Below are 20,386 nucleotides of genomic sequence, written 5' to 3' on the forward strand. Positions count from 1 at the left end.
CAGGCGGTGCTCTGGCATGACGTCGCCAAATAATCCCAGTACGTTCCACTATCGACCCGCCCTGTGGAAGGTATGAGGCCCGGATTGAGCCCGATGCATAGCTCTACCTGACGATGCAGCGCACCTATGGCGTCGTCGCCTATGGCGTCGTCCCTCGGAGCGGCCATACAAACGCAAAAAAGGCAGGCATCAAAGACGCCTGCCACCGAGCACCGCTCATAACGTCAGTTATTTTCGAAGGCTCTCAACCGTTTTCGGCCGCCTTTTGATTGGCGAGCTGTTCGGCGAGCAGAGTCAGCTTCTCGTCGGCTGCCTTTTCTTCTTCGAGAGTTTCCAAAAGCAGTGGAATTGCTTTGGTGTATCCGAGCTGCTTGGCGAGTGCTGCCAGGGTGCCGTAACTTGCAATCTCGTAGTGTTCAACTTTGTTCCCTCCGCCGATAAGGGCGACGTCCCGCAGGGGACCCTTCTCGATTTGCTCGATGACTTCCTTACCCTCTTCCACGAGACCTTCCATCGCCGCACATTTCATCCTCTTGAGTTTGATGCCAAGGATTTCGACGATTTGATCAATGCGCTCAACCTGGCCTTGCGTCTCTTCGAGGTGGGATTCGAACGCATCGGCGAGATCCGGTGACGAGGACGCGCGGGCAAGCCTCGGCAACGCCTTTGTCAGCTGCTTTTCGGCGCTGTAGATATCGGACAACTCATGGATGAAAAGCTCTTCAATGCTTTTGACGGACATTATGCTGTCTCCTCGTTGTGACGGTTATAGATGCTTGCGGATTAGCGTTTGGCTTCCACGTCGGGGGCGGCGTCCCTGACCAGGAACTCCTCTGTGAGCTCGGGCAGGTTCTCGAGAACCCACTTCGCCATGGCCTCTTCCTGGGGCAGAATCTGCTCGCACACGCGCGCCGTTTCCTCGTCCCCGACGGTTCGGGCCGCAGCGATGAGCGCGGTATAGGTTGCGATTTCGAGATTTTCGAACACGTAACTGGCGATGGCGCCCTTGACGATTTCGTCGGAATTGAGCGCACCACCTGCGGCCTGTCCGAAAGCAGCGACCTTTCCCATCACATCCTTCATCGCTGACGTCGAGCCACCGAGGCGTTCGATGCAGCCCACCAAGAGACGCTGCTGGTCCAGGGTCTCTTCCAGATGCTCTTCAATGCGCGCTTTAACCTTGGGGTAATGCTCGATGCGGGCCGCCTGGGCCTTGAGCATGTGTTCTGCCTGTTGCTCCATGGCATGCGCGTCCCGCAGCCAATCGATGAGGTTTTCCTGTATCTCAGCCACAGTCGTCTCCCGAAGCGAAAGTCAGACGATGGGCAAGCCTCCGTCTGTCCCCCATGCGGGATGTGTGAAACGCCAGCCACAATCCTGACTGCAATGAGAGATCGCATTGGCCACCCGGACGCGCACATTCAGACTCATGACGGTGCATTGACATCATTAACTACCGTCGGCGACGCCAGTAACAGAAAAATCCGGCTCATGATACTGCTCGCTCCCGCCGACATCCCCGAGCTTCGCGAGCGCCCCCCGGCCGCGAACGAACCGCTCATCGAGCCTGTGTCGAACGGAGGCTACCAGCCATCGCCTCGCGACTTGCAACTGGCCTATGAGCTCGGCGGCTACGGTGGAATCTGAGGATGGACGCCCTGTTTTTCGACGACATGCAGGCGCTCTTGGCCGCCTTTGATGCCAACGACGATAGCGAAGTGGAGTTTCGGGCACACCGCATTCACGAGCGGGCACGCGCCCGCAACCAGCTGATCGTCAGCAATGCGGCCGCCAGTGTGGTCGCGGCATATCGCTGCACCTTCGACATGCGCGTGCGGCGCATCGCGGTGGACTGCCTTGCAAGCGAGCTGGGAACGCCGGCACGGTGAGTCCCGCTTCTGCACCATCCCCACATGGCGCCGACGGGCCGCTCACAACCCACACCGCATCTTGGCAAGACCGCTTCGCACGGTGTCCTCCATGTTCCATCTGACCGACTTCCACCGGGTGTTACTGGGTGAAGCATCCGCATGGTTCCTGCTTGAAGTATGTCTTCGTGCAGCGCTGACGTACGCGGGCGTCGTGGCCGTCATGCGGCTCTTAGGAGCCCGCGTGGCAGGTCAGTTCACGCTCTTTGAGATGTCCGTCACGGTGGTCGTCGCAGCGGCCATCGGTGTGCCCTTGCTGAGCGCCGATAGAGGTCTGCTCCCAGCCCTCGTGCTTGTGCTGACCATGGTCGGCCTGCAGCGGCTCATTGCTGAAGTCGGGATACGAAACCGCCGCCTCCAGACACGCGTCTCGGGTGATGTGGCCTTGCTCTTTGCCGACGGCCATCTGCACCTGGATGCGCTCCGGAGCAGCGCGATATCCCGGGAAACTGTCTTTAGCCAGGTGCGTGCCTGCGGCTACGTGCACCTCGGCCAGGTGTCTTGCATTTACATCGAGCCCTCAGGCGCGTTCAGCATTGTGCCCTCCGACCCGATCGAGCCCGGCCTTCCTGTCGTACCCGAGACCGACATCGCCCTCCTCAACCTGATGCGACAGCACGGGCGCGCCTGTACCTCGTGTGGGGCCCGCGCCGCGTCGTTCGGCAGGGCGTGTTCCGTGTGCGGCAAACAGGATTGGGTGCCGGCTCGCCTCGCGCCTGAGGAGGGCGTATGAGCCTGCTCAAATGGCTCAGGCACTTGTTGATTGGCGACACATCCTGGCTCTTTTTGCTGGAGATCATCTACAGAGCCGCCATTGTCTACGTCGTCCTGCTGGTTGCGATGCGTATCATGGGAAAACGGATGGCGGCACAGCTGGGCATCGGGGAGCTCGCCGTCATCCTCATGCTCGGTGCGGCTATCAGCGCGCCCATCCAGATGCCGACACAAGGCCTGCTGCCGGCGGTGGTCATCCTCGGTACCGTTGCCGCGCTTCAACGCGGGGTGTCCGTCTGGTCGTTTCATCGGCAACGGGTCGAACTGGGCATCCATGGCGATGTGCGCACCATCGTCCTCGACGGACGGCTTCTTCTTGATGCGCTCAGGCAGACGAAGCTGTCCCGCGACATGGTGCTCTCACAACTGCGCAGCCAGCGCGTCTGGCAGCTCGGTGAGCTGCGCAGGGTGTATCTGGAGCCGGCAGGGGGATTCAGCATCATCAGGTACGCGCACGCGACGCCCGGCCTCTCGGTCTCGCCCGACGAGAATAGCAAGGACTGGCCCGCGCGGCCGGTCGGGCACCTTGCCGTTTGCGCGACATGTGGCGGGACATGGCAGCCCGGGCAAACCGCCTGCCCCTGGTGTGGCCATGACAGTCCGGCCGCGGCCTGCGCCGTTGATCCGTCGAATGGATGACCTTCCTCCACCAAACCTTCAACCCGGCGCCCGCACCATGGCGGCATGAACACCGCCGTGCCGCCGTCAGCCCTGCTGGTTCTCGATGTCTTTTCCACCTTCGATTTTCTAGGTGGAGATGCGCTGCTCGCGCAAACGTCGGGCATCACAGATAACGTTCGTCGTCTATGCGGGCGATACCGGGATGCCGGACGACCTGTTGTTTTCGTCAACGACAATTTCGGACGATGGGAAGAGAGCTTCGGCGACCTGGTCACGCGGGTGGGCGGCTCGAAAGGCAGCGCCATCGCCGCCATGTTGCGCCCCAAGCCTTCGGATTACCGGTTGCTCAAGCCACGTCATTCGGCATTCTTCGAAACCTCCCTGCCTTCCCTTCTCGCCCATCTCGATGTAGCGCGCATCGTCGTCGCGGGCATCGCTGCCGATTCGTGCGTGTTGTCCACCGTCATGGACGCCCACGTCCGGGGCTTTGAAAGTGTCGTGCCTAAGGATACGACCGCCTCCCAGAGTGCTGAGCGAACCGCGCGCGTGTTGGCCCATCTCAGCGAATCATGCGGCATCGACACACCAGTCTCCGACGAGGTTGTCCTCTGACGCCCCTCCGGACCCACAAGGACATCTATGAAAAGCTTCCTCAGAAGAAACGGTCTGAGCGTCGTGGTCCTTCTCATGATGCTCGCGGCCTGGTCCGCCCAGGTCGCCACCGGCTTCGCTGAGCACAATCAGGAACTGGCTGAACACCATCAGCCGTCGCTGCGGTTTGCCGAATATCTGGCGAGTGGAGACTTGTGGTCGGCGACGTTTGAAAACTGGGAGTCGGAATTCCTGCAGATGGGCGTGTATGTCGTCCTCACCGTCTGGCTTCGCCAAAAAGGCTCCGCTGAATCGCGCCCGATGGACGACATCGAGGAAAAAGAGGGTGAGCCGACGCCCATCCATCTCCAGCCGAAGGCATGGCGCAAGGGTGGCATCATGCGCTGGCTCTATGCCAACTCCCTGTCGATTGCCTTCCTGTTTCTGTTCCTGTTGAGCTTCACGGGCCATCTTTTTGGAAGCTGGCGCAAATCAATTGCCGACGCTCTCATGCACCACCAGCCACCGGAAAGTCTCGGCCAGTACGCCGTCGACCCTTCGTTCTGGTTTGAATCCTTTCAAAATTGGCAATCGGAGTTCCTTGCCGTCTTCTCGCTCGTGGTTCTGTCCATTTTCCTGCGACAAAAAGATTCTCCGCAGTCGAAGAAGGTGGACGAAGCCAATAGCAAGACGGGAACCTGAGCTGGGAGAGAGTCCATTGAACGACATACTGGCGCTGTCCATGCCGTGGTGGTCTTTTGCACTCCGGGGTGCCGTTACCTATTTAGGCTTGCTCATTTTGATGCGCCTGGCAGGCAAGCGAAGCTTTGGCGAGATGTCCGCGTTTGATGTCATCGTTATCGCCTTGGCTGGCGGTACGCTGCGGCCGGCGATTATCGGCGACGACACCGGCATGCTGGGCCCCTTCATCGGTGTGGCCGCCATTCTTGCCACGGACAAGGCGATTGCCTTCGTGTCAGCGAGATCCCCTGCGTTCAACCGGCTCATGGAGGGTTTTCCGACGTTGCTCATCCGAAAGGGCGAGCGGGATCCGGGCGCGCTCAAAGAGCAGAACCTTCCCGGCGCCGCCCTTGACCGCGCGCTGCATGCGGGAGGCATCGAAACGGATGACGACGTTGATACGGCAAGGCTTGAGCCGAATGGCAAAATTACTCTTATCCGGAAGAACAAATGAGCCGCCGGCGGCTAAGTCTCGGTCAGTCTCAGGTCTCTCCGTCGACAACCCAGCATTGTCCCCGTGCCGGTCAAGCCGTCGTCGCGGGCACGCCTATGGACCTGCTCGGGTCTCAGGGGGACGTGACCTACGGGCGTTCCATCAAGGACCGGAATTCCCGTCCTGGACCGGCTCGTTCCTGGGCCAGGTGCCCATCACCGGGGAAAGCGCGGGCCGCTTCCGAAGCATCTCCAGCGTGTCTTGAAGTTGCTGGAGATGCTCGGAAAGGGCGCCAAGTGCTGTTGCCGCCGCGTGCCGCGTCGATGCCGCCTCGCGGTAGGTCGCCGCCAGCATGACAGCATGTCCCCAGTGCGGGGAGCCTTCGCAGAAGGTGTCGATATCGTCGTTCATTTGCGCTCCACGGAAGCGATTATGAGGGCATCGAACATCGTCAATGGCGACCCGCGCCGCGTGATGAGGAGACAGAGTTGTTCGGGAAAGAACGGGACGGCCAGCTAATGTCGATGTGCGGATAGTGCGCATGCCTCAGGTTCGATGCAACTGCGGCGGCCAAGTCTTTAGCAATTGCGCCCGTTCCCGCCCTCGCCTGCCCTGACGGCCCCTGGCCGGGCTGCGATGGGGATTCTTCCCGGGCCCACGCACATTCACGAACTTCAAGCCATTCTCAATGGCGACGAAGCATGGTTCTTGCTGGCAGCACGCTTTGCGCTGGGTCCTGGCTCTAATCAGGCGTTTGCCCTATCCCCATCGGGCGTCGCATCTTCGAAGCCGGAACGATGCCCGTCGGCGACCAACATCACCAGGCGGCGGAGATCCCCGAGAAATGCTCTTCCCGGGATGGTCAGGGTCGACGCAAGGGCTGTTGCCGCGTTGGCAACCGCCGAGTCGCCCCTCGACCAGGCGCGTTCAGCCGTGCAACGGGCAGCCGAAATGGCCCCGATGCGGTCACCGGCTTTAAGCAAAACCAGCACCCGGTGCACAGAGCGGTGCCCGTCGTTTTCGACAACGTCCATGATCGCGCTCCTTTGGCGTCACGGACTATACGAACGCAAGGCCAGCACGGATGCATGCTCGCCACTAGAACTTCCACTCCAAGGTGTTTCCACCTCTCTCACGCTTGTCACGCCCCGGCCGTCACCGCGAACACTGACGAGTGAACCATGGCGCACAGCGCGCGCGGGAAGCCCGCCCGTCCATTGCGGAGCGGGCGGTTCATCCAGGCCACGTGGCGCACGAATCCGCGGCGGCGACAAAGCCTGACGCAGTGCTCCTGGATGCGGGAAAAGGCGAAGATTCTCGATTCAGACGTGGAGGCTTTGAGGTCGGTTCTGCTCGGCGAAGCGATGACGGATGCGCATGCGAGGAATCTCGAACATTCGGCAGACAGGCCCCGCTACTGGATGGACACCGACCACGAAGCCCGACCGTCGGTTGAGGCCCCCCGGGGACAGCACCCGTCTCGGTGAGGCGGGAGAAAAAAGACCTTAGTGAGCTCCGGCCAACCGACGACGCGCGGGTGTTGCGGCCAATGGGGACGGCACATAGCCGTCGACGCTCGTCCAGGTGCCCTGCTCGTCTTCAATCCGAAGGCGAACCAAGCGTTGCTGATTTCGGCCAATGCTGTCAGCGAGCCTGAGGGCGTGGCGGAAGCATTCCTCCTGCGAGGCAAATGCGCCCATGCGGTGCAAGCCGTGAAAGACTTCCCAGGGGAATGCCCGGGTGGTTTGCGCGAACGGAAGGTACAGGGTTTCCATAAAATCCGGCGTCGGGGTGGTGCCCACCGGCTTCAAAATGCGTGCCAAGCCAGGCTCCCGGTAACGCGGGTCTTGCTGCGCCAGGTTCGCCGGGTGCAACGCAGACCGCTGGGAATTTCTTTCCAGTCAGGCGGAAAATATTTCAGGTCAGAACCGTCGGTTCTATGCACCCAAGGCACCCATACAGCTCCACGGGTCACGCGCCGGGTTCTTGCCGGCGTCTGTCCAGCCGGGGTTTGCGCACGCCTCCACGCGGCTCCTCTGGAACCCGCGACTGTGAGGCTGCGCACGTGCACAACAAGGATGTCGTTCGCCGTCCTTGCACCTTCACGTGAATGGATACGACCACTCAGCCGGTGTGATTCGACGATGAAACGGCAGAAATGACCGTGCGAGACGTCCCGGCCGGTTGTGACGGCACCCCACGAACACCAGCAAAACCAGATGTTCGGCGACTGGCGCGCCTGATTCACAGGCGCCGCCGCGTCCAAATCCGTGTAATCGAGGGGCTGGAACCCTGCGCCTCTTTTCCGAGCCACCACCGGGAACGCCTCGGTCAAGCGGCTCTGGTTAGCGCAGCGGCGCCTCTTTTTTATCACACGGCATGGCTCATACTCAGGCCCTGTTGCCGAAGGATGCCGCGATGTCCCTTCCACCCCAGCCCAGCGACCCCGAAACCGACTCCAACCTGCAGCCGAGCCATCTCGATTTTCCTGTGGTTGGCATCGGCACGTCGGCCGGCGGCCTTGCCGCACTGGGACGCTTCCTGGAAGGACTGCCGGCCGAGCCCGGCGCCGCCTTCGTGATCGTGATGCACCTCTCACCCAAACACGACAGCATCGCCGACAAGATCTTGCAAAAGTCGACGCCCATGCGCGTGACCCAGGTTACGGAACCGGTTCCACTGCGCAAAAATGAGGTCTTCGTCATCCCACCGCGAGCAGATGTGTCGATGAACGACGGGTACCTGCGTCTCGTCGATGTCGACCGCGCACGCGGCAGGCACGTGGCCATCGATTATTTCTTCCGCACGCTGGCCGAAGTCCATCGTGAACGCGCCATCGCAGTCGTTCTCACCGGGACTGGCGCAGACGGGGCCGTCGGCATCGCCCGCATCCGTGAGCGTGGCGGCATTACTTTTGCCCAGCATCCCGACGATGCCGAATACGACCAGATGCCCAGAGCGGCCATCGCGACGGGTTCGGTCGACATCGTCTTGCCCCTTGGCGAGTTACCCGAGCGCATCACGCACCTGGCGCGCGAAGCCGAAAACATCTCGATACCGCCGCTTGGACAGCCGCCCGATAGCGAACCCGACACCCCGCCCCCGCCGGAGGGCTCACCTGTAGATGAAGATGCGCTGCGCGACATCATGCTGATTCTCAGGGCCAAGACGACCCACGATTTTCGCGCGTACAAGCGGGCCACCGTACTTCGCAGACTAGAGCGTCGCATGCAGGTCAACGGGATAACGACGCTCGAGGCGTACCGCGACTACCTGCAGGACAATTCACACGAGCGGCCCGCATTGCTCAAGGACATGCTCATCAGCGTGACCAATTTCTTTCGCGACCGCGAGGCGTTCGAGGCCCTGGAGCGGACCGTGGTCCCGCAATTGCTGGAAAACGCCAAGGATGACGCACAACGGATACGCGCCTGGTGTGCTGGTTGCGCAACAGGAGAAGAGGCGTATTCGATTGGGATGCTTCTGTCGGAAGCGGCAGCCCCCGTGGACGCGGTCGTGCAAGTCTTCGCCACCGACATTGATGACGATGCCATCGCCTATGCCAGACAAGGCTGCTACCCGTCCTCCGTTGTTACCGACATCGCTCCCGGGCGGGTAAACCGTTTCCTTGTGCGGGACGACAATTTCTTCCGCGTGGCCAAGCCTCTGCGCGAGAGCGTACTGTTTGCGCGTCACAACGTCTTGCAAGACCCGCCCTTTTCCCGGCTTGACCTCATCACCTGCCGCAACCTTCTCATCTACCTCAACCGGGACGTGCAGGCTCATGTTCTTGAGATGTTCCATTTCGCCTTGCGTCCAGGTGGCTTCCTGTTTCTGGGTAGCTCCGAGTCGGCGGATGTCGCCTCCAAGCTCTTTACGCCCGTTGACAAGAAAAACCGAATCTACCGCGCCAACGCCGTCGCCCGCACCGCGTTTTACCTTGGCGCGTCTTCTCGAAATGTCCCGGCTCAGTCGGCCGCCGTCGGCGTCATGGCGCAGCAGAGCGCGCAGAGCCCCCCATCGCTTGCAGAAATTCATCGCAAGGCTGTCGAGGACCGGCTGCCGCCCAGCATGCTCGTCGACCGCGATGGCCATATTGCCCATATCTCGGAAGACGCTGGCGCCTATCTCAGGATGACTGCGGGCGCGCCCTCCTATCAGCTCACGTCCCTCATCATTCCCGAATTGCGACTGGAATTGCGGGCGTCGCTGTTCCAGTCCTCGCAAGAGGGCGGTCAGGTGCGCTCTTCCCCCGTACGGATCGAGCTCGATGGAAAAGCCGTGTCGGTGACGATAGAGGTCAGACCTGTACGCGACCAGGAGACGGACGCTGGCTACCAGCTCGTGGTCTTCCATGAGCAACCGGCGCCTGCCGTTAGCACTGACAATGAGGCCAATGAACAGAGCCCGCTTCTTGTTCAGCTCGAGGAGGAATTCAAGCGGGTCAAGGAGCAGCTTCAAATCACCATCGAGGAGGCGGAAACCTCCGGCGAGGAGCTCAAAGCGTCCAACGAAGAGCTGCAATCGATGAACGAAGAACTCCGGTCTGCAACTGAGGAACTGGAGACCAGCAAAGAGGAGTTGCAAGCGATAAACGAAGAGCTCATCACAGTCAATCACGAGCTCAAGCTGAAAGTCGACGAGACGGCCAAAGCCAACGACGACCTGCAGAACCTTGTGGCATCGACCGACATCGCGACCGTCTTCGTAGACCGCACCATGTGCGTCAAGCGCTTCACGCCGAGGGCAGCCGATGTTTTCCGGCTCATCCCAGCAGACATTGGCCGGTCGCTCCTCGACCTCAACCACCGCCTTGACTACCCTGACCTCGCCAACGATGCCGAACAGGCCTTTCATTCGCTGCGCAGTGTTGACCGGGAGGTCGGTGGCGCTGACGGGCGCTGGTATATCGCAAGAATCCTGCCGTACAGGACGGCGTGGGACCGGATTGAAGGCGCCGTCCTGACCTTCGTTGACATCACCCGTCGGCGCAACGCCGAAGAATCTGCCCGAAGCAGCGAAGAGCGCATGCGCCTCGTTGCTGACAGCGCATTGGATTACGCCATCATCACGACGAATCCGGAGGGCGTCATCACGTCCTGGAGTCGAGGTGCGGAGCGGATTTTCAGGCACTCGGCGGCGGACGCCATCGGCGCGCACAATGACCTCATTTTTACGCCAGAAGACCGTGCCCGTGGTGCCTTCAAGCGGGAGATGGAAATCGCGAACGTCGAAGGCCGCGCGAACGACGACCGTTGGCACATGCGCGCCGACGGGCAGCGCATCTTTTGCAGTGGTATCACCACGCCACTCCGTCAAGGCGGCTTTCACGGATATGCGAAAATCGCACGGGACGTTACGGCGGACAAGCAGCGCGAGCGAGAACGGGAAGAGCTGCTGCTCTCAGAGAAAGCATCCCGGGAACAGGCGCAAAGCGCCATCGAGCTGAAAGACGAGTTCCTTGCCGTCATGTCCCATGAGCTCAAGCACCCGCTGAATCTCATTTTGATGAACGCCGAACTCGTGGGACGCTCGGCTGCAAGCACGGACGACCCTGCGCTCAAGCGCGCGGCCGATGCCATTCGGCGGACGGTTGAGGGTCAGGCGCAGATTATCGACGACCTGCTCGATTTGTCGCGGCTCAACACTGGCAAGCTCGCATTGAAGCTCGGGCCCGTCAATGTGTCCGACTGCATTCGCCGCATCGCCGGTGGCATGGAGGAAAGCCTCGCAAGGCGCCATGTGGTTTTGGCTCTGGACCTTCCGGATGCGGACCTGGTCATCATGGCTGATGGCACACGGGTTGAGCAGGTCATCTGGAACGTGCTCAGCAACGCCCTGAAATTCTCGCGCGATGGCGGACGAATCACTGTGACCATGGTGGTCGGTTCAGAGCACGCGTCCCTGACGATTGCCGACAACGGCATCGGGATGTCGCCAGAGCTCGTTCCAAAGGTCTTTGAGATGTTTGAACAGGGTATGAGCCGGACGAGTCGCAGTGGCGGCCTTGGCATCGGGCTGGCGCTCGTAAGACACCTCGTGGAACTCCACGGCGGCACGATCACGGCCCATTCCGACGGCCCTGACCAGGGCTCGACGTTTACGATAGCCATTCCCTTGCATGCAAGCGAGGCTGTCGACGACGCCGGAGAGGACTTGCAGCTTTCGACATCAAGTGTACTGAGGGGACTGCGCATCCTTATCGTTGATGACTCAGTGGAACTCCTACAGCCGTTCGCGGAGCTCCTCGGCATGGAAGGGGCGGATGTGGTCGCCGCGAGCGGGGCCGAGGAAGCCCTCACGCTGCTGGCGGGGCGCCCCTTTGATGTCTTGCTGTCTGACATCGGCATGCCGGGGATGGATGGCCATGCGCTGATTCGGCGCGTGCGGGCAGCGCCCGCAAACACCGGCATCGTTGCCGTGGCCCTCACCGGCTTTGGCCGTCAGGTGGACCAGCGCAGCGCGCTTGAGGCGGGCTTTGACGCGCACCTTGGCAAACCTGTGTCCATGAATGCATTGATGCAGACTCTCAGCCGCCTGATGGGCCCGGAGCGCCCGCCGACCGGAGCGGCAAACTAACGGCCATTACGCTCGGACCGTCGCGTACCGGAGGTCGACGTAATCAACAAGTCGGTAGTTTTGTCGAGGTGACCCGCGCGGGGCCCTTGCAGGCCGGGACGACAACATTTGCAAGCGGGAAGAAGGTGCCGCATGCGGCGACCGGGCAGTAACTCGGGGCACACACATTCATGAACTTCAACCCATTCTTGATGACGACCAAACGCAGTTTTTAGAACGCTCGCCCTATGATTTTCGCGTCGGTGGCGGAAAGCGCAACGCGCCGACAACCATGCCATCCCATGCGCTCGGAGATCATTTCAATGGCCAACTCCAATAACCAGAATGCCGCCGGTCGCGGCGGCGACCACGCGAGCCACGAGCAACATGTCCGTGCGGGCGAACAGTCCCACAAGAACACGACCGGAAAGTCCGGTGCGGACCAATCTGGCGGCAATCAGTCGACCGGTGGCAACGGCGGCACCCGAGGTGGGTCGAGCGAGCAGCACGCCAAAGCCGGCGAGCAAAGTCACAAGAACCGCTAGTTTTGCGCAGCTGCAGACGGGACGCTTTGCGTCCCGTCGTTTTTATCATCCTAGCGAGCAAGGGGACGACTTATGGCACGTCGTAATGAATCAGTGGAATCGGGCGCCGACAGTTTCGCCCCGCCAGGAACCCGTCTGGCAGAGCCGTTACGGGCCACGCTGATCACCTTGGCTGCCATCGCTGTGGTCGTCGCAGTAGCCTTCCTCCTTTCAAAAGTGTGGCCCGCCTGAGCAAGCGGTCCAACTGCCGCGCCAGACCTCTCGCGCCCCCCTCCTTCACACATGTCGTCGATACGTTTTGCCCCGCCGGTTGCACGCTTAGCGGCGCCTGTCGTAAAAATATGTCGAAACTACCTGGGGCTTGGCCATGACAGAGGACCTGAGAAATCCACTAAAGCGCGCGCGAAATATTGGTTCAGCAAAGTCGGGCGCAGCAGCGTGGATGGCGATGCAATTTACGTCCTACGTCCTCGCCGCACTGTCTGTCTGGTTTGTCGTCCTGGTCCTTTCCCTCGTCCACAGCGACTATTCCACCGCTGTACACAGGATTGGCCACCCTGTGAACGCACTGCTGATGGCACTGTTCGTCGTGCTGATGGGTTGGCACACGGAACTTGGCTTGCGAAACATCTATGAAGACTATATCCACACGCAGTGGAAGGGCTTTGTCGCCCTGTTGGTAACGCGGATCTTGCTGTTGCTTCTGGTGCTGCTTTCCTTTGGCGCCATCATCAAGATTGCCCTCTTCCACAGAGCCTGAATGGCTTTGAATGTGCCTTCGGCCGGCGTTGTCACCGCATGCAATCCGCTTGCGATGTCCACCAGGAGAGTCCATGCGTCGCCACACCCTTGCTCTGGTCGCTTCCTTTTTCATCGTCCCTGTGGCACAGGCCGCAGTGCAACAACCGGCCCCGCGTGAGTTGCCGTACAGTGAGTGTCTGCAAATCGACCGCATCAACGAATGGAACGTCGTCAACGACACGGCGGTCACAGTGAGAAACGGGCCCAATCATTTCCCAGTCAAAACCAAAGTCTCTCGCCCGCGCATGACGCTCGGCGATGGGCTCCATTTTCGAACATCACAAAGCGACAGGGCGGTCGGCGGGATGCGGATTTGTGGCGGCATCAGTGAGGAAATCGTCCGTCGCGACGACCCGCCTTGTGCCATTCGGTCAGTGAGCACCGTCAACAAGGCAACATTTGAGCGGCTCGGCAAGAAATCAAAACAGCGGGGCTCCGGCGCCGAGCCGAATGGCGCCGTGCCGTGAGCAAGGCCGACAGAACCGGCGGCGAAGGTGAACCCGCAGACACAGGGCTCGACTTCGGGCTCGCCTTGCCGTCGTCCTGCCCTGCTTTCCCGTCAACGAGCAGAGCCAGGCCGATGGTGGTCACATGCTTGAAGCAGTACGTCACACCAAGGCGCTCGACGTCATAGTTGTGGCGGAGGTCCACCGTGTGCCCACCGAGTTCAATAAGGCGGCCGACGCGCCCGGCGTCCCTTGCCAGAACCGCGTTACCTAGAAGCCGCGCTGCAATGAACCTGGCAAAGAGTGGAAAGCCGCCCGTGTATGACGGCAACACGGTTGCCCCGTCGGGATTGAAGTATGCGATGGCATCCATCTGGTTTTTGAGCCAGACCAGAACCAACGTCGCCCATTCGGCCTCGGGGATGATCGGCTCGTCGTCGACACGGGCCGCCCAACACGGCGGTACGGTTGTTGGTCTCTCCGTTTCACTGTGATCATCGGGCGCGGTCGTGTTGCATGTGACGCGGTGAGCAGCCCAATCCTGGGGCGCAGCGTCTTTCCTCGAGGTCTAGTGAACCCGGACCACGCCGGATGACTGCACCTGTGGCCGTTTCGCTGCGGCATGGTGTCGACTCCCGGCCACCTCCGCAAGCGCCGCTATCGTCTTACAAGCGGTTCGGCGGCCGAACCGGCGTCTCAACACCAGGGAGGGCTTCCCCGAGCCGCCACGCGGCAAGGGCCTCGACGGCGGCGGCAGGCAAACCAAACCCGGCGTCGTCATCGCTGCCATCGGTGCCCACGTCGGGCGGACTGGCACCGTGCTCAAGCAGCCAGCGGGCAACGTGGATGTCATTGGCAAAATGCAGCAAGGTCCGGCCACTGGAATCGACCTGATGCAGGTTTGCGCCGTGCCCTGCCAGCAAAGGCAACAGCTGCACCGCGTGTGTCTGGCTGTCGACCAGGGTTGCCAGTGACACCAGCGTCAGGTGCGCCAGGGGCTCTTCGTCCTCTGCCGAGAAAGAAACAAACTCAACGTCAGTCCACGCACCGCATCCGAGGGCCGCGGTCGCGCCCTCCACGTCTCCCGCAAGAATGGCATCCCGCAAGTCGCCCATTGCCTCAATTGCCGTCCGGTGCACGCCCACATCGACGGGAAACGCCGTTCGTGTCGTGTGGCGCTGGGCCGCCTGCACGGCGTCTTTCAATCTCTGAAGCGACGAATCCGCATCTACAGGTGACGGGGCGGCGCAGGCAGGTTCGGGTGCCGCAGACGGGTGACGCATCAGAATTCCAGGCGCGGGATCCCCACCGTAACCGAGCGTGGCAGTTCGTCAAGGGGGCTCGGGCATCGAGACCTTACTCGCTCCCCCGTGCGCCATCGCGGCCAAGCCGGAGGCCGCTCCAGGCTTTGCACGCCACGGATGGACCGGGACTTCACCCGGTCGGCATCCGGCGCTTTTCAGTACGCTAGGATGGGACCTCCTCGCAGCACAACGGATTCGCTGCGACGCCTCGCGATTGCTCTTTATGGTCGATATCCCCACCCTGCTCGGCTACAGCAGCATCTTCCTGACATGACAGCGGAGACGAGCTTTTCATACGCCAGCGCGATGGCTGGCCAAACGACGCCCCATGCAAACGCCCATCCTGACCGGGGCCGCTCCATGGTGTCTATGAATTGATCCCACACCCGCCGAGCCCATCCAGGCAAAGTGCCGGATGAATTCGAGCCATTTGATGACTGCGATGGACAACGATGCTGCTGCAAAATGCGACCACGCTTTCGACAGCCAGGCCATCGCGCGACACTCAAAGCAGCTAGGGACAGTGACTGCGAACTGGCGGAGTGGCGGCGAACGCATGCAAATTCTACGTGGCCGGCATGCGGTATCAATAAAAAGCAATGCACACCCATCCATCGGTGGCACTTTCACGCTCCTCTCACTGCCGCTGCCAGCGGCCTGTTGCTCTCGCCGGTGCCGTTGCATCAAGCGTCGACCACACGGGCAAAGCCATTCGCACTGGCGTCATCAGGGATCGGAACACTGGAATGTTGCATGCAAGGGCGTGCGCCGTGATTCGAGTGATGAGGCATGGAGAACGCGCCGCTCGCCGACAGCCCCTGGAACTTTCCGGTGACATCGGCGCATTGCGGCACTCAGGTCCTGTCCCGTCCATCATGAGCAGGCACATGACCACTCGAGAGCTGTGCTTCAGTGCGTAAACCACGTCGTCATGAGCGGTTGCATTCCGTGCACCCGTTCAGCGCACGCCCATCAGCCGACCAAGCTGCGTCACAGCGACGTTGTGGTTTTTGAAAACGACGTCGAGCAAGAGAGTTTGCGTGAGGTTACGGACGGTGTCTGCTCCGAACGGGCAGTCGCCCGCCCAGCTGACCGAGTCACCCGCTTCTGCCCTTCCTGAAACCAGTTCAAATACACTGAAGGCGCCATCCGTGGTCAGGGCCGCCACCAATCCGGTGAACGGATTGATGTATTGGATTGTTCCCCTCATTCCCAGCTCCCGAGCGTATGTTGAGCGTTCTGCAAGACCGTTTTTTTGCGTGCCGGGATTCGGGCGTGTCGGGCCACGCGAGCGGGCCATCTCCACACTGCCATTTCCTTCGGCGCCTGCCATGACGGGTGCCTGCTCACCCCCCGACCCCTGAGGCGTGACGGTCCAAAGACCGCGCCGCCGCCACATCGTGCCCATAACCGACAGGCAAAGCAGCCCCGACTTTCCGGATAACTGCTATGCCGTGGCAGACCATATCCTCTGTAAAGGAAGTTGCGCCCGCCAATTCGCAAAGCGCCAGCGGAGCGAACCCGAAAGCACGTGGCACTGCAGGGCCGCGCTGCCGGGTGCCCGTCGCGCCGGTGCCGACAAGGTCAATTTTGGACCCGGGCGATGGCGACAAAACACTGGCCGCTGGTGGCAAAGTGCGCGGTAGGCATGGCGCTTTCCGCTGCGGTAGGGGTGGCCACAGGAAAGGCGGCCATCTACGAACTACGGTCCGCAAGGCACATTGAAGCGCTTGCCGAACACAACGGCCGCCGGCGCTCCGACATCGAAGCCTTGCGCCACCATTTGGAAACGCTCGCCCTGCGCGCAGAGCGCTCTTCGGGACCTGCTCAAGAGCTGCGGGTAATCGTCCTTGAAATTCGGGCGGGCTGCAGGCTTTTGCCATCGATCCAGACTCTTCCCACGGCAAGCGTCTGGTTGAGACCACCATCGAGGAGTTCGGCACGCAGGCTCCAATGCAGCGTCCCGGCCAGCCGGTGGAACTGGCAGGCGCCTACGTCTACCTCGCGTCGGACGAAAGCACCTACACCCACGCCGCGATGATTACGGTGGCGGGCGGAGCGCCGAATATCTGAGAGCATCGGGGAGGTGCAGCTCCTGGGGTTCCAGCAGCTGCGCCTCTTGCTCGACTTCTGGTTCAGGACCACCAAGACCCGGTCCGCCCGAAGCTCCATCGTTAGGCGCACCGCCAAGGACGGGGGACTCTGCGAAACGTGGAATGATTGACAGTATGACGCTCATAATCTAAATTGACAGCGCATGGCGGGCCCACATCGTGTCCGCGCCGACTTCCGGAGCTCCCCATGCGCATCCTTGCCCAGGCCCTGACCTTCGACGATGTTTTTCTCGTTCCCGGCCACTCGACGGTCCTTCCCCGCGACGTAAGCCTGTCAGCGCGCTTCACGCGCGGCCTGCAGCTCAACATTCCCATTGTTTCCGCCGCCATGGACACCGTGACCGAGTCAGGCCTCGCCATTGCCATGGCCCAAAACGGCGGCATCGGCATCATCCACAAGAACATGGCGCTGCAAGACCAGGCGGCAGAAGTACGCCTCGTCAAGAAGCATGAAACGGGCGTCATTCGCAATCCGGTCACTGTCGGCCCCGAAACCTCTATCGGAGAGGTGTTGCAGCTCACCCGCCGCCACAACATCTCCGGCGTTCCGGTTGTCGATGGCGAGAGGCTGGTTGGCATCGTGACCGGGCGCGACATGCGGTTCGAGCGCAACCACGCCGACCCGGTGCGCCACATCATGACCCGGCAAGAACGTCTGGTCACAGTCCGGGAAGGGACTTCGCACGAGGTTGTTCTCGGCCTGCTCCACAAGCACCGGATTGAGAAGATCCTTGTCGTCAACGATGACTTCCAGCTCCGTGGCCTCATCACGGTCAAGGACATCCAGAAAGCCACCGACAACCCCCATGGCGCGAAAGACGCCCACGAGCGGTTGGTCGTCGGTGCTGCCGTCGGGGTCAGTGGCGATACCGAGGCGCGTGTTGAAGCGCTCGTTGACGCGGGCGTGGATGTCATCGTGGTCGACACCGCCCATGGCCACTCCCAGTCGGTGATTGACCGCGCCGGCTGGGTCAAGAAGCGCTATCCCCAGATCCAGGTCATCGCCGGCAACATCGTTACGGGTGAGGCAGCCCTCGCGCTGCTCGACGCGGGCGTTGATGCGGTCAAGGTTGGCGTTGGTCCCGGTTCCATCTGCACCACCCGCATCGTTACCGGCATCGGTGTCCCACAAATCACGTCCATCGATCTGGTGGCCACCGCGCTGAAGGGACAAATCCCCCTCATCGCCGACGGCGGCATCCGCTATTCCGGCGACGTGGCCAAGGCTCTGGCCGCGGGTGCGTCAACCGTGATGATCGGATCCATGTTTGCCGGAACCGACGAGTCGCCGGGGGATGTCGAACTCTTCCAGGGCGGTTCGTACAAGAGCTACCGGGGCATGGGGTCGATTGGCGCCATGGAGCTCGGCTCCAAAGACCGCTATTTCCAGGAGGAGTCGGATCTCGACAAGCTCGTGCCAGAGGGCATCGAGGGACGCGTGCCCTACCGGGGGCGAGTCGGCAACATCATCCACCAGCTCACAGGTGGCCTCCGTGCCTCGATGGGTTACATGGGCGCGGCGAGCATTGACGAAATCCATGCAAAGGCGCAGTTCGTCCAGGTGACGGGCGCGGGGATGCGCGAAGCCCACCCGCACGACGTCCAGATAACGAAAGAGGCCCCGAACTACCGTCTCGACTGACTCGGTATGTGGGAAGACGTGGCCGGGGTCACGGGGTGACATGTGCCCCGCACCGACTCTGCCCTGGGCTGGAGAAGCAGCTGACAAAAACTCTTTCGGAACTCCACCTGGTCTCCGCCGGGCTCTGCCAAGCGCCATCGAGCGATGTTTTTCGACTGCATATGAGTTATGTGCCGCGGTAGCAGCCCTCACTGTCAAGAAGTGGCGCGGCGGGCCGATGAATCTCACACCACCTCGCACAAGTGCAGCCATGTCCCTCCGCCACCTGCTCGCTATGTCCCTCGTCGCCGTGCCCGCCCTGGTCCACGCGCAGACGACCCAACCGGAGCTTGTCGCCGGTTCGCACGACCGCGACTTCAGTCTCATCTGCACACGCGGCCACGACCTGCTCATGAACATCCGACCCGACCGCAGGGACAACTGGCGATATGCACGGGACATTTACCGCCAGCACCTTGTCGGCGGCGTGACCGAGTGGCGCTTCATGCGGGGCTTTGCCTCCGCTGACACGCCTGATGTCTTCGTCGCAGGGGCCGACGTGACTTGCGACGCGACGCCTCTTTGACACCCGTCCAAAGCAGAAGAACTCGATGAACTTCGCAACGGTTGAAAACGAGTACCGCGTCCATCAGGGTCGACTCGGCCTGTTCGCCCTCGAATATGTCGAATGGGACCTGGACCTGCAAGCGGACCCGCCGGTGAAACGGGAGGTCGGGCGCTACAGCGTCATTGTGTCGACGTCGGGCCATTACAGCTCGCGACTCGTCGATAGCTTCGCAAGCGCCTGTGCAGAGCTCGATATCTTCGACGCTGAAGTCAGGCTGGCCAAACAAGAATCACTCGACGCCTGGAAAGGCTCGTGCAAGCTGACCGAGGCCGAATGGCGTGACGCCTTTCATCTGAAGGCGCCGTCCCTGGCGCAAGCGGCAACGCTCCGGAGCGCGCCGCTTGCGATTGATGCAAACGATCTCACGCACGGCCTTTGACCCTCAAAGGCGCGGCCGCGAAGCGAGCGTACTGGGCGGCGTCCATATCCTGCGCGACAGCAGCCCGCGTTCGGCGCTCTCCACTGTCCTGAGCAAGGACCGGTTGAGTTGGTCAATCAGCTGCCCATAGATGCGCGCGGTCCGGGCGTAACCTTCCCAGAGTCGTCCGCCGGCCTCCCATCGGGTGTCATCGAGCACAAACCCTGGCGGAGCAACCTGGAAGCCGGTCCTGATGCACGCTGGGGGAAGCCGCAGGCAGGGCGGCAAGGCGGCCATATCGCATACCTCTCCCCTGCTGGTCACGAAGGCCCGAGCCGCGTCCAGCGTCCCTGCCGTCGCATCGACCAGCTCTCTCGCCAAAATGGCCGGCATGCCGTGGCGAAGATAGGCCGCGCCGACCTGGCACTCGAGGATGCTGTAGAGGGTCGGAAGCGTGCCGCAAAGGTGTCCGTTCGGGTTCGGCCAGTCATTCGCCGGGCCGACAAGCCAGGCTCCCAGGCCACGTGCCCGGTCAGATTGGGACGTGCGCCGGACGCGGTAGTTGATGAGTGCAAGGTGGCGCCGGAACGTGGTGTTGAAAGGCTCGTGTGCCCGAGCGGGACTGTCCTGGTCCTCCGGCAGGCCGGCATCAGAAGGATGACTCCGCCTGCCTGTTGCCGAAGCGCAGGCCGTTACGCTCACGCGGTCCGGTAACGCAATGCGACCCGCATCCGCCTCGCTGTGCAGCTGGGAAAACGGGTGGGCACGGGTCTGTGGCACGGGAAACCCTGTTCGGGATTCCTATCCTTGCGCGCGCGACGCGGGGCACAAGTCCGGTGCGACCGAATGTCCAGGATAAGGACTGGTGGTATTTCCTGTCAGAAGGCGCGGACCACTACTTGCTGGGAGCGATCAGCGCTGTT

At 61.7% G+C, this 20,386-nt stretch carries 23 protein-coding genes; 16 read left to right on the top strand and 7 right to left on the bottom strand.

Annotated elements, in window-relative coordinates; genetic code table 11:
• Window positions 1-244 precede the first annotated feature (244 nt).
• Together ACVWWJ_RS13260 and ACVWWJ_RS13265 are read right to left on the bottom strand one after the other, a co-directional pair.
• Window positions 245-742, bottom strand: coding sequence for a YciE/YciF ferroxidase family protein (locus ACVWWJ_RS13260; protein ID WP_456968227.1), 498 nt, complete (start codon window positions 740-742; stop codon window positions 245-247).
• A 41-nt stretch (window positions 743-783) separates the two neighbouring features.
• The gene (locus ACVWWJ_RS13265) at window positions 784-1,293 is read right to left on the bottom strand and encodes a ferritin-like domain-containing protein (RefSeq protein WP_456968228.1); all 510 of its coding nucleotides are present in this window, start codon (window positions 1,291-1,293) and stop codon (window positions 784-786) included.
• Window positions 1,294-1,491: 198 nt separating this feature from the next.
• On the opposite strand from ACVWWJ_RS13265, the gene ACVWWJ_RS13270 reads away from it, so the two are divergent.
• The 7 genes from ACVWWJ_RS13270 (at window position 1,492) to ACVWWJ_RS13300 (ending at window position 5,109) form a co-directional block, all read left to right on the top strand.
• On the top strand, window positions 1,492-1,647 hold the full coding sequence (locus ACVWWJ_RS13270) for a hypothetical protein (RefSeq protein WP_456968229.1): 156 nt from the start codon (window positions 1,492-1,494) through the stop codon (window positions 1,645-1,647).
• A 2-nt stretch (window positions 1,648-1,649) separates the two neighbouring features.
• Window positions 1,650-1,889 (top strand): hypothetical protein, encoded by a 240-nt coding sequence (locus ACVWWJ_RS13275; protein WP_456968230.1) that lies wholly within the window; start codon window positions 1,650-1,652, stop codon window positions 1,887-1,889.
• Between the two features lie 91 nt (window positions 1,890-1,980).
• Window positions 1,981-2,661 (top strand): DUF421 domain-containing protein, encoded by a 681-nt coding sequence (locus ACVWWJ_RS13280; RefSeq protein WP_456968231.1) that lies wholly within the window; start codon window positions 1,981-1,983, stop codon window positions 2,659-2,661.
• The gene (locus ACVWWJ_RS13285) at window positions 2,658-3,341 is read left to right on the top strand and encodes a YetF domain-containing protein (RefSeq protein ID WP_456968232.1); all 684 of its coding nucleotides are present in this window, start codon (window positions 2,658-2,660) and stop codon (window positions 3,339-3,341) included. Before ACVWWJ_RS13280 ends, ACVWWJ_RS13285 begins: the two co-directional genes overlap by 4 nt.
• A gap of 45 nt (window positions 3,342-3,386) precedes the next feature.
• On the top strand, window positions 3,387-3,935 hold the full coding sequence (locus tag ACVWWJ_RS13290) for a cysteine hydrolase family protein (protein WP_456968233.1): 549 nt from the start codon (window positions 3,387-3,389) through the stop codon (window positions 3,933-3,935).
• 27 nt (window positions 3,936-3,962) lie between these two features.
• Window positions 3,963-4,616 carry a DUF6766 family protein gene (locus ACVWWJ_RS13295; protein ID WP_456968234.1) on the top strand — a complete coding sequence of 218 codons (654 nt, stop codon included), beginning with the start codon at window positions 3,963-3,965 and terminating at the stop codon, window positions 4,614-4,616.
• A 16-nt stretch (window positions 4,617-4,632) separates the two neighbouring features.
• Complete coding sequence (locus tag ACVWWJ_RS13300) at window positions 4,633-5,109, top strand: DUF421 domain-containing protein (RefSeq protein ID WP_456968235.1); 477 nt, start codon at window positions 4,633-4,635, stop codon at window positions 5,107-5,109.
• Window positions 5,110-5,250: 141 nt separating this feature from the next.
• Here the strand turns inward: ACVWWJ_RS13300 and ACVWWJ_RS13305 are convergent, their stop codons facing one another.
• From ACVWWJ_RS13305 to ACVWWJ_RS13315, 3 genes are all read right to left on the bottom strand, one after another.
• On the bottom strand, window positions 5,251-5,499 hold the full coding sequence (locus tag ACVWWJ_RS13305) for a hypothetical protein (RefSeq protein WP_456968236.1): 249 nt from the start codon (window positions 5,497-5,499) through the stop codon (window positions 5,251-5,253).
• A gap of 335 nt (window positions 5,500-5,834) precedes the next feature.
• Window positions 5,835-6,122, bottom strand: coding sequence for a hypothetical protein (locus tag ACVWWJ_RS13310; RefSeq protein WP_456968237.1), 288 nt, complete (start codon window positions 6,120-6,122; stop codon window positions 5,835-5,837).
• A gap of 471 nt (window positions 6,123-6,593) precedes the next feature.
• A complete protein-coding gene (locus ACVWWJ_RS13315; RefSeq protein WP_456968238.1) occupies window positions 6,594-6,911 on the bottom strand; it encodes a hypothetical protein in 318 nt (105 codons plus the stop codon).
• A gap of 595 nt (window positions 6,912-7,506) precedes the next feature.
• On the opposite strand from ACVWWJ_RS13315, the gene ACVWWJ_RS13320 reads away from it, so the two are divergent.
• From ACVWWJ_RS13320 to ACVWWJ_RS13340, 5 genes are all read left to right on the top strand, one after another.
• Window positions 7,507-11,667 carry a CheR family methyltransferase gene (locus ACVWWJ_RS13320; protein WP_456968239.1) on the top strand — a complete coding sequence of 1,387 codons (4,161 nt, stop codon included), beginning with the start codon at window positions 7,507-7,509 and terminating at the stop codon, window positions 11,665-11,667.
• Between the two features lie 302 nt (window positions 11,668-11,969).
• Window positions 11,970-12,191 (top strand): hypothetical protein, encoded by a 222-nt coding sequence (locus ACVWWJ_RS13325; RefSeq protein WP_456968240.1) that lies wholly within the window; start codon window positions 11,970-11,972, stop codon window positions 12,189-12,191.
• Window positions 12,192-12,558: 367 nt separating this feature from the next.
• The gene (gene sdhD / locus ACVWWJ_RS13330; protein ID WP_456968241.1) at window positions 12,559-12,951 is read left to right on the top strand and encodes a succinate dehydrogenase, hydrophobic membrane anchor protein; all 393 of its coding nucleotides are present in this window, start codon (window positions 12,559-12,561) and stop codon (window positions 12,949-12,951) included.
• A gap of 73 nt (window positions 12,952-13,024) precedes the next feature.
• Window positions 13,025-13,459 carry a DUF6491 family protein gene (locus ACVWWJ_RS13335; RefSeq protein ID WP_456968242.1) on the top strand — a complete coding sequence of 145 codons (435 nt, stop codon included), beginning with the start codon at window positions 13,025-13,027 and terminating at the stop codon, window positions 13,457-13,459.
• A 266-nt stretch (window positions 13,460-13,725) separates the two neighbouring features.
• Window positions 13,726-13,932: a hypothetical protein gene (locus ACVWWJ_RS13340; protein WP_456968243.1), complete on the top strand. Its 207-nt coding sequence runs from the start codon at window positions 13,726-13,728 to the stop codon at window positions 13,930-13,932.
• 171 nt (window positions 13,933-14,103) lie between these two features.
• Here the strand turns inward: ACVWWJ_RS13340 and ACVWWJ_RS13345 are convergent, their stop codons facing one another.
• Together ACVWWJ_RS13345 and ACVWWJ_RS13350 are read right to left on the bottom strand one after the other, a co-directional pair.
• Entirely contained in the window at window positions 14,104-14,643 is a 540-nt protein-coding gene (locus tag ACVWWJ_RS13345; protein ID WP_456968244.1) for a hypothetical protein, read from the bottom strand.
• 1,057 nt (window positions 14,644-15,700) lie between these two features.
• Window positions 15,701-16,075 carry a hypothetical protein gene (locus ACVWWJ_RS13350; protein WP_456968245.1) on the bottom strand — a complete coding sequence of 125 codons (375 nt, stop codon included), beginning with the start codon at window positions 16,073-16,075 and terminating at the stop codon, window positions 15,701-15,703.
• Between the two features lie 548 nt (window positions 16,076-16,623).
• Between ACVWWJ_RS13350 and ACVWWJ_RS13355 the strand changes: the two genes are divergently transcribed.
• From ACVWWJ_RS13355 to ACVWWJ_RS13370, 4 genes are all read left to right on the top strand, one after another.
• The gene (locus ACVWWJ_RS13355; protein WP_456969711.1) at window positions 16,624-16,815 is read left to right on the top strand and encodes an SDR family oxidoreductase; all 192 of its coding nucleotides are present in this window, start codon (window positions 16,624-16,626) and stop codon (window positions 16,813-16,815) included.
• Window positions 16,816-17,043: 228 nt separating this feature from the next.
• Entirely contained in the window at window positions 17,044-18,498 is a 1,455-nt protein-coding gene (gene guaB / locus ACVWWJ_RS13360) for an IMP dehydrogenase (RefSeq protein WP_456968246.1), read from the top strand.
• 250 nt (window positions 18,499-18,748) lie between these two features.
• The gene (locus tag ACVWWJ_RS13365) at window positions 18,749-19,063 is read left to right on the top strand and encodes a hypothetical protein (RefSeq protein WP_456968247.1); all 315 of its coding nucleotides are present in this window, start codon (window positions 18,749-18,751) and stop codon (window positions 19,061-19,063) included.
• Window positions 19,064-19,088: 25 nt separating this feature from the next.
• Window positions 19,089-19,484 (top strand): hypothetical protein, encoded by a 396-nt coding sequence (locus tag ACVWWJ_RS13370; protein ID WP_456968248.1) that lies wholly within the window; start codon window positions 19,089-19,091, stop codon window positions 19,482-19,484.
• Window positions 19,485-20,386: the final 902 nt, after the last annotated feature.

This window comes from Luteibacter sp. HA06 (genome assembly GCF_054061215.1).